The organism is Polaribacter sp., from assembly GCF_965656025.1.
Taxonomy (GTDB): Bacteria; Bacteroidota; Bacteroidia; order Flavobacteriales; family Flavobacteriaceae; genus Polaribacter.
This window is the reverse complement of record NZ_CBFHJT010000055.1, coordinates 1-7878: the sequence shown is the minus strand read 5'-3', so window position 1 is coordinate 7878 and position 7878 is coordinate 1. Positions and strand designations below refer to the sequence as shown.

Below are 7878 nucleotides of genomic sequence, written 5' to 3'. Positions count from 1 at the left end.
GTATTTTTTAAAATAGTTCCAATACTTAAAACTGCAATTTTAGTACCTTTTTTTAATAATTTACCTTTACCAATCCTTATTTTCTCAAAAGATTTTTGCCAGTTGATGATATTTCCATACCCTCTTGGATATCTTATTGCAATAGGATTTTTTAAGCCTAGTTGTGCTGTGTATAAAATATTACGCAATTCAATTTCGTTACTAGGTGCAAAAACTATTAAATTGGGTATGCAACGTAGGTAAGCAATGTCAAAAACTCCATGATGTGTGGCACCATCCTCTCCCACCAAACCAGCTCTGTCTAAACAAAAAATTACAGGTAAATTTTGCAAGGCTACATCATGTATCACCTGGTCATAAGCACGTTGTAAAAATGTAGAGTAAATATTGCAAAAGGCAATCATACCTTGTGTAACCATACCAGCAGCTAAGGTAACTGCATGTTGTTCTGCAATTCCAACATCAAAAGTTCTTTCTGGAAACTTAGCAAGCATAAACTTTAAAGAACTACCCGTTAACATTGCAGGTGTGATGCCAACAATTTTGTTGTTTTGTGTTGCTAATTCTACAATAGTTTTACCAAAAACATCTTGATATTTTGTATATACACTAACCTCTTTCTTAATTCTTTCTCCAGAAACTTTATCAAATTTTCCTGGTGCATGATACGTAACTTGGTCTTCTTCTGCTTTTTGTAAACCTTTTCCTTTTTTAGTAATTATATGTAAAAATTTCGGCCCTTTTACAGACTTTAATCGTTTTAATTCTTCGATTAACTTATCAATATCATGTCCATCAATTGGTCCAGAATAATCAAAATTTAAAGCCTTAATAATATTGTTTTGTGCTGCTAATCTTCTGTCTGTTTTTACTTTTGTTAAATATTCTTTTAAAGCACCAACAGAAGGATCTATTCCTATGGCATTATCATTTAAAATAATTAAAATATTTGCCTTAGAAACACCTGCATGATTTAGAGCTTCAAATGCCATTCCACTTGCAATAGAAGCATCTCCAATAACAGCTATGTGTTGTTTTTCTGTGGCGCCTTTTAGGTTTGAGGCAATTGCCATCCCTAAAACAGCAGAGATAGAAGTGGAAGAATGTCCTACTCCAAATGCATCAAATTTACTTTCTTTTATGGATGGAAAACCAGCAATACCACCAAATTGTCTGTTCGTGTCAAAAACCTCTTTTCTTCCTGTAAGAATTTTATGTCCGTAGGCTTGATGACCAACATCCCAAACCAACAAATCATTGGGAGTGTCAAATAAATAGTGCAAAACAACAGTAAGTTCTACAACACCTAAGCTTGCACCTAAATGACCTTCTTTCGTAGAAACAATATCAATAATAAATGAGCGCAGTTCTTTAGCCAATTCTGGCAATTGGCTAACATCTAATTTTCTTAGATCCTTTACATTTGATATTTTTTCTAACAAATTATTCATTCAATTACAAAAATACAACATCAATTTTTGTAATATTGAATTTTAGTATTCAAAATAGAATGATACAGCCTTTTGATGATATTTATTTTATGAAAAAAGCCTATCAGGAAGCAGAAAATGCTTTTGATAAAGGCGAAATACCTGTGGGTGCAATTATTGTTTTAAACAACCAAATAATTGCCAGAGCACACAACCTAACAGAAACTTTAAATGATGTTACTGCACATGCAGAAATGCAAGCATTTACAGCTGCAGCAGATTTTTTAGGAGGTAAATATTTAAAAGATTGTATTTTGTATGTTACCCTAGAGCCTTGTCAAATGTGTGCAGGTGCAAGTTATTGGACACAAATTGGTAAAATTGTGTATGGTGCAAGCGAGCTAGAAAGAGGTTTTGTAAACTTAAAAACAACCTTACATCCAAAAACAAAAGTTATTGGCGGAATTTTAGAAAATGAGTGCGCGCAATTGTTAAAACGTTTTTTTATAGAAAAACGTAATTTGAATTGATAAATTGATTATGAAAAAGTACGATGTTGTTGTCATTGGAGGTGGACCTGCAGGTGGACAAGCTGCAAGAAATTTAAGTAAAAAAGGGCATAAAGTATTGTTAGTAGAACGTTTTGATAGTTTTATGGATAACAACTTTTCTAGTGCAGGTATGACTTTAGAACCCTTGAAAGAATTTAATTTACCAGACCATATTATTGGTGCATATTGGAGCGATATTACATTACAATGTACCAAAAAAAGCTACCATTGGAAAGGAGATTCTCAGAAAGGAGTTGTATTAGATTATGGTAAACTAAAACTGTTTTTAGCAGATGAAACCATTAAAAACGGTGGAGAAGTTTTAACTGGTTATAAATACATCAGTAAACAAGTAAATGATAATAGTGTTGTACTTACGCTTCAAAAAAATAAAGCAAATCAAACTTTACAAGTAGAAGCTAAATTGGTAGTAGATGCTACTGGACCATTAAGAAAAGTTATGTACGATACTAAAGAAGCGCAACCTAAAATGGATTTAGGAAGTGGTACAGAATATCAAATTGAAGTTTCACCAGAAATTTACGAACAATATAAAGACAGATTGGTATTTTTTTTAGGTCATAAATGGGCTATAAAAGGATATTCTTGGATTTTTCCAATGGAACAAAATATTTTAAAAGTTGGGGCAGGTAAAGTACACTTAAAATCTAAAGACCAAGAAAACACAGACAAAACAACCAAAAAAATTACCGAACAAATTATTACTGAATATTTAAAATGTGATGATTATAAATTACTCGATATTCATGGTGGTATTATTAGATATTCAAACGGTTTAAAAGATACATTTTACAACAATAAAGTATTTGCGGTAGGTGATGCTGTTTCTGCTATAAACCCAAGAGGTGGAGAAGGTATAAGATATGCCATGCAAAGTGCAGATTTGGCTTGTGTGTCTATAGATGAATTTTTAAAAACAGGTACAACAAACTTTGATAATTTCCGTAAAAAATGGCGAAGAAAAAAATTATTTAAATGGCGTTTAAGTGAAATGTCTAGCCAAAGAATGTATAGTAAATATTCTGATGCTCAAATAGAAAACAGGATACAGTTTTTTCATGACAATTTTGGTACAGATGTTTTAATAGACAGCTTATTTAATTTTAAATACAATCAAATTTTATCTAGGGTTTTTCAATTTTTAGTCTTAAAAATTAAATATTTTTTTAAAAAAGAAAGATTTTAGACCCTAAGCGAACATATAACTGTTAAAATTTTAACAAACTCTTCCCAAAAAATTTGTGGTGTAAATTGTTTTAATGAAATTTAACTTTTAAATGTCATTAAACAAACACTATTCATGAAAAAAATTACTTTAATTTTTGTGCTTTTATTTACTGTTTCAGTAATATCTGCCCAAGAAACACCCAAGCCAAATTATAGAGCTGCTGCTAAATACTCTCCAAAAAACTTAGCAAAAATGGTACACTCTACAAGTGTAAGACCACACTGGTTAAAAAAAGGAAACCGTTTTTGGTATGCTTACAAAACCTCAGAAGGTTCTAACCATTATATTGTAGATTTAGATAGAAAAACAAAAAAACCTTTATTTGATAATGTAAAAATGGCAAAGTGGTTAACAGAAATAACCAAAGATCCTTATGATGCAAAACATTTACCACGTTTTAGTTTTAAATTTAATGAAGCAGAAAACGCAATTCGCTTTAGAGTTACTGCTACAGAAGAAGTAGAGGTTGTAGATGAAAAAAAGTCGACTAAAAAGGATTCTACTTCTACCAAAAAGGCTAAGAAGAAAAAGCCTAAAATGGAAAAGAAAACCTACCATTTAGAATATAAATTAGGTGGAAATGGTTTAAGGATTATCGATACCAAAAAAGCCGAGAAAAAACCTTGGAGACGTTGGGCAAATGTAGCTCCAGACAGTTCTATTGTGTTGTATTCTAAAAACTATAATTTGTTTTGGATGGATAAAGAAAACTTTAAAAAGTTTATCAAAGATGAAAAAGACAGTACTGTTGTAGAAAATCAATGGACAAAAGATGGTGAAGAAAATTACGGTTATGGAGGTGGAACTAGAGGACAAGATAATGTGGATATTGAAAAAAACAAAGACAAAAGAAAAGGAGTTTGGGGTACTTGGTCTCATGATTCTAAAAAGTTCGTTTTTCAAAAATCAGACTCTAGACATATTAAAGATTTATGGGTAATTAACTCTACAGGTAAAAAAAGACCTACACTAGAAACCTATAAATACCACATGCCAGGTGAACAAGAATATTACAAATCTGAATTGTTAATTTTTGATATTCCAACAAAAACACACGTAAAAGTTCCTTTAGATACTGTTCGTCAGCAAAGTATTTCTGTATTTAGAGCTCCAAGAAAACAATCAAGTAGAGATGATGATTTTAGACCTTCTTTATTACTTTCTAAAAAAGGGAAAGTATATTTTAGTGTAATTTCTAGAGATCGTAAAAAATACGACATAAATGTGGCAGATATTAATACAGGTGAATATAAAACCTTAATCGAAGAGCGTTTTAATACCTATATTGAGTCTAGACCTTTGGTTTTGTTTAATAATGAAACAGAAATGTTACATTGGGCAGAACGTGATGGTTGGGCACATTTTTATTTATACGATTCAGAAGGTAATTTAAAAAATCAAATTACAGAGGGCGATTATCATGTAGATAATTTTGAAGGCTTAGACGAAAAAAGTAGAACACTATATTTTACAGCAAATGGGGTAAATAAAGAACAAGACCCTTATTATTTGCATACCTATAAAATCAACTTAAATGGTAGTGGAATGAAGGTGTTAAATCCTGGAGATTTTACAACGAATTCTTCCATGTCTGATTCTAACAAGTTTTTTGTAAATAACTTTTCCAGAGTAAATACTGTTCCAAAATCAGAAGTCAGAGATGCAAGAGGACGTAAAGTGATGGATTTAGAAACAGCAGATTTATCACAATTATTTGCATCAGGATATAAATTTCCAGAACCTTTTAAAGTAAAAGCAGATGACGGAATTACAGATATTTATGGAGTAATGTACAAGCCTTTTGATATGGATTCTACCAAAGTATATCCGCTTTTAGAGTATGTATATCCAGGACCACAAACAGAGGCTGTAAACAAATCTTTTTCTTACAGAATGGATCGTTTAGATAGAATGGCACAAGTTGGTTTTGTGGTAATTACTTTAGGAAATAGAGGTGGACATCCAGATCGTTCTAAATGGTATCATAATTATGGTTATGGTAATTTACGTGATTATGGTTTGGCAGATAAAAAATATGTAGCTCAACAATTGGCAAACAGACATAAATTTATTGATATCGAAAAAGTAGGTATTTACGGTCATTCAGGTGGTGGTTTTATGTCTACAGCAGCCATGTTAGTGTATCCAGACTTTTTTAAAGCCGCAGTTTCATCCGCAGGAAATCACGATAATAGAGTGTACAATTCTTGGTGGAGTGAAACGCATCATGGTGTAAAAGAAGAAATTGATGAGAAAGGTAAAATATCACACAAATATAAAATTGATTACAACCAATCTTTAGCCAAAAACCTAAAAGGGCATTTAATGTTAATTCATGGTGATATGGATAACAACGTGCATCCTGCAGGAACCATTAGAATGGCAAATGAATTAATTAAAGCCAATAAACGCTTTAAATTTATGATTATGCCAGGACAAAGACATGGTTTTGGTAACATGACAGAATATTCTTTCTGGTTACGTGCAGATCATTTTAGCAAGTATTTATTAGGAGAAGAAAATACAGAGGTAGATATTATGCACATGAATTTAAATAAACCGATGAATAGATAGAAGCCCATCCTAACCTTCCCAAAGGCAAAGGACTCTCACTGTTGAAAGTTGATGATAAAGACGAATGTCAAACTGAGCTTGTAGAAGTTCATTTTGTCACAACAAAACCTACAAAATTTTATATTTTGTAGGTTTTGTTTTTAAACACCGGTTTTCTTATTTTTATTTTTTGAATGCTTAAATTAATTTGTGATGAAAAAAGTTTATAGAATAATCTCTACAATGGCTATTATTTTGTTTGTGATTTCTTTTGTTTTAAATAGATTAGCAATTTTTACAGATTACAATTCTATGGATTTACAAAGCATTTTTGTAATCATTTATTTATTTACTAGTTTAAAATATTATACTTTAGAAGTTAAAGATAAAGACGCAGAAATTCAGCATTTAAAGAGGAAAATAAACAAGTTTGAGTAGTAGCTAATATTTACTTAAAAAAGACCAGATTCAATTCGACTTTAGGAAAAGTCTCGCAAAAGTCAACGTAAATAATATATGCCATTTTAGATTTCTCACTTCGTTCGAAATGACAGGAATTTTATAGACGAAATTAGAATAATCTTACGAATCTTCTACAAATTCTAAAATATCTGCAGGTTGGCAGTCTAAAGCTTTACAAATGGCTTCTAAAGTAGAAAAACGCACTGCTTTTGCTTTACCTGATTTTAAAATAGATAAGTTTGCAGTAGTAATACCAATAATTGCTGCCAGCTCTTTACTACGCATTTTACGTTTGGCAAGCATTACATCTAAGTTTACAATGATTGCCATATTATATTGTTAGGTCGTTTTCTTGTTTTAAATTTCTTCCTTCAATTAAAACTTTACTGAAAATTACTAAGAAAAAACCGAAAATAATCATCAATAAAGACAAGTACCTAGAATCTGCATTGAAGTAAATCATGTATTTATAATCCACAAAAAATATTGTAAAACTTAAAAGAAAAGAAATGATATTTGATATTGCAATAAGTTTACCTGCTTTTTGTAGAAGTATAGATGTGTTGTTATTAAAATAATCTGTAATTTTTTTTAAAAGCAGTATTTTAATAAGAAAATAAGCTCCATATAAAAAAATACTAAAAGCAATAGATTTTAAAATTACTAAAAGTTTTAATAAAAATGGAGTGTTCGTGTTTCGAAAATGACCTAAGTGTAAAACATCCTTTTCAAATAATAATGCTAAAATAACTAAAATATTATCACCTAAAAACCATAATAATGTACAGCCAAAAAGAAATAAAACGATTCTTTTTAAAACTTTTATTTTTTTCATAATTATATTGTTAAATCATTTTCTTGTTTTAATTCTTGTCCACGTTTAAAAACTGCTTTTAAAATAGAAAAGAATATTATTGCTAAAGGGTAATAAATTAAAAAATCTATAGAGGCGCTTCTTTTAGTTAAATAATGAGATGTATTATTTTTGAATACCATTTTTAAAGGTTCTATTGTAAAACCTTTTAGAAGAAACTCTAAAAAAAATAAAACAACAATTAAAAAAATAATATGATTTAGAATTTTAATATTTCTATCAAAAAAGAAGTTAAAATTTTCAGTGTTTTTTAAGAATTTATTTAGAAAGAAAAGTATAAGAAAAAATCCTGAAAACATTATTACTTTAGACCAGATAACATAAGTTTTAGAATAATTAGTTAACAAATTATAATGATAGAGCTGTTTAGTTTTTTTCCATTCATCATAGGTATTTGGAATTTGTTGAACATCAAAATTGAATATGATATCTCTTTTTGAATTAATTGTTAAATTGGTATAATTTTCTGGAGAAATCATAGAATGAAAATAAATAAAAATGAAACCAAGACAAAAAAACACCTGAATCATCATTAAAAATTTTAAAAAGTATGAGGCTGTTTTTAATTTCTTTATTGTTTTCATTATTTAAAATATATTACACCGCAAATATATAAAAATTATTGAAAAACAATAATAAAATATTCTAATTTGATAATTTTAAGCAAAAAAAGACCTCACAAGTTCTAAAATCTGTGAGGTCTGAGTAATTTATATTCTTACAATAATGTATTAGTCTCTAGACATAAAAATTGACAAT

Annotated in this window: 8 protein-coding genes; 4 read left to right on the top strand and 4 right to left on the bottom strand. The window is 29.5% G+C overall.

The annotated features are described in order from the left end of the window. Window positions 1-1451 (bottom strand): 1-deoxy-D-xylulose-5-phosphate synthase (locus tag ACTG3S_RS10655; RefSeq protein WP_439129338.1); only part of this gene is annotated, 1451 nt, incomplete at its 3' end. 59 nt (window positions 1452-1510) lie between these two features. On the opposite strand from ACTG3S_RS10655, the gene ACTG3S_RS10650 reads away from it, so the two are divergent. The 4 genes from ACTG3S_RS10650 to ACTG3S_RS10635 all read left to right on the top strand — a co-directional run bounded on the left by ACTG3S_RS10650 (window position 1511) and on the right by ACTG3S_RS10635 (window position 6221). Continuing rightward, window positions 1511-1960, top strand: coding sequence for a nucleoside deaminase (locus tag ACTG3S_RS10650; RefSeq protein ID WP_439129337.1), 450 nt, complete (start codon window positions 1511-1513; stop codon window positions 1958-1960). A gap of 10 nt (window positions 1961-1970) precedes the next feature. Then, window positions 1971-3188, top strand: a complete 1218-nt coding sequence (locus ACTG3S_RS10645) for an NAD(P)/FAD-dependent oxidoreductase (RefSeq protein WP_439129336.1) — start codon at window positions 1971-1973, stop codon at window positions 3186-3188. Window positions 3189-3302: 114 nt separating this feature from the next. Then, window positions 3303-5804 carry a prolyl oligopeptidase family serine peptidase gene (locus ACTG3S_RS10640; RefSeq protein ID WP_439129335.1) on the top strand — a complete coding sequence of 834 codons (2502 nt, stop codon included), beginning with the start codon at window positions 3303-3305 and terminating at the stop codon, window positions 5802-5804. Window positions 5805-5996: 192 nt separating this feature from the next. Further along, a complete protein-coding gene (locus ACTG3S_RS10635; protein ID WP_439129334.1) occupies window positions 5997-6221 on the top strand; it encodes a hypothetical protein in 225 nt (74 codons plus the stop codon). 144 nt (window positions 6222-6365) lie between these two features. Here ACTG3S_RS10635 and ACTG3S_RS10630 read toward each other — a convergent pair whose 3' ends face one another. The 3 genes from ACTG3S_RS10630 to ACTG3S_RS10620 are packed head-to-tail and all read right to left on the bottom strand — an operon-like array spanning window position 6366 to window position 7703. Then, complete coding sequence (locus tag ACTG3S_RS10630) at window positions 6366-6575, bottom strand: helix-turn-helix domain-containing protein (RefSeq protein ID WP_439129333.1); 210 nt, start codon at window positions 6573-6575, stop codon at window positions 6366-6368. A 1-nt stretch (window position 6576) separates the two neighbouring features. Next, the gene (locus tag ACTG3S_RS10625) at window positions 6577-7080 is read right to left on the bottom strand and encodes a DUF2975 domain-containing protein (protein WP_439129332.1); all 504 of its coding nucleotides are present in this window, start codon (window positions 7078-7080) and stop codon (window positions 6577-6579) included. A 2-nt stretch (window positions 7081-7082) separates the two neighbouring features. After that, a complete protein-coding gene (locus ACTG3S_RS10620) occupies window positions 7083-7703 on the bottom strand; it encodes a DUF2975 domain-containing protein (protein WP_439129331.1) in 621 nt (206 codons plus the stop codon). Window positions 7704-7878: the final 175 nt, after the last annotated feature.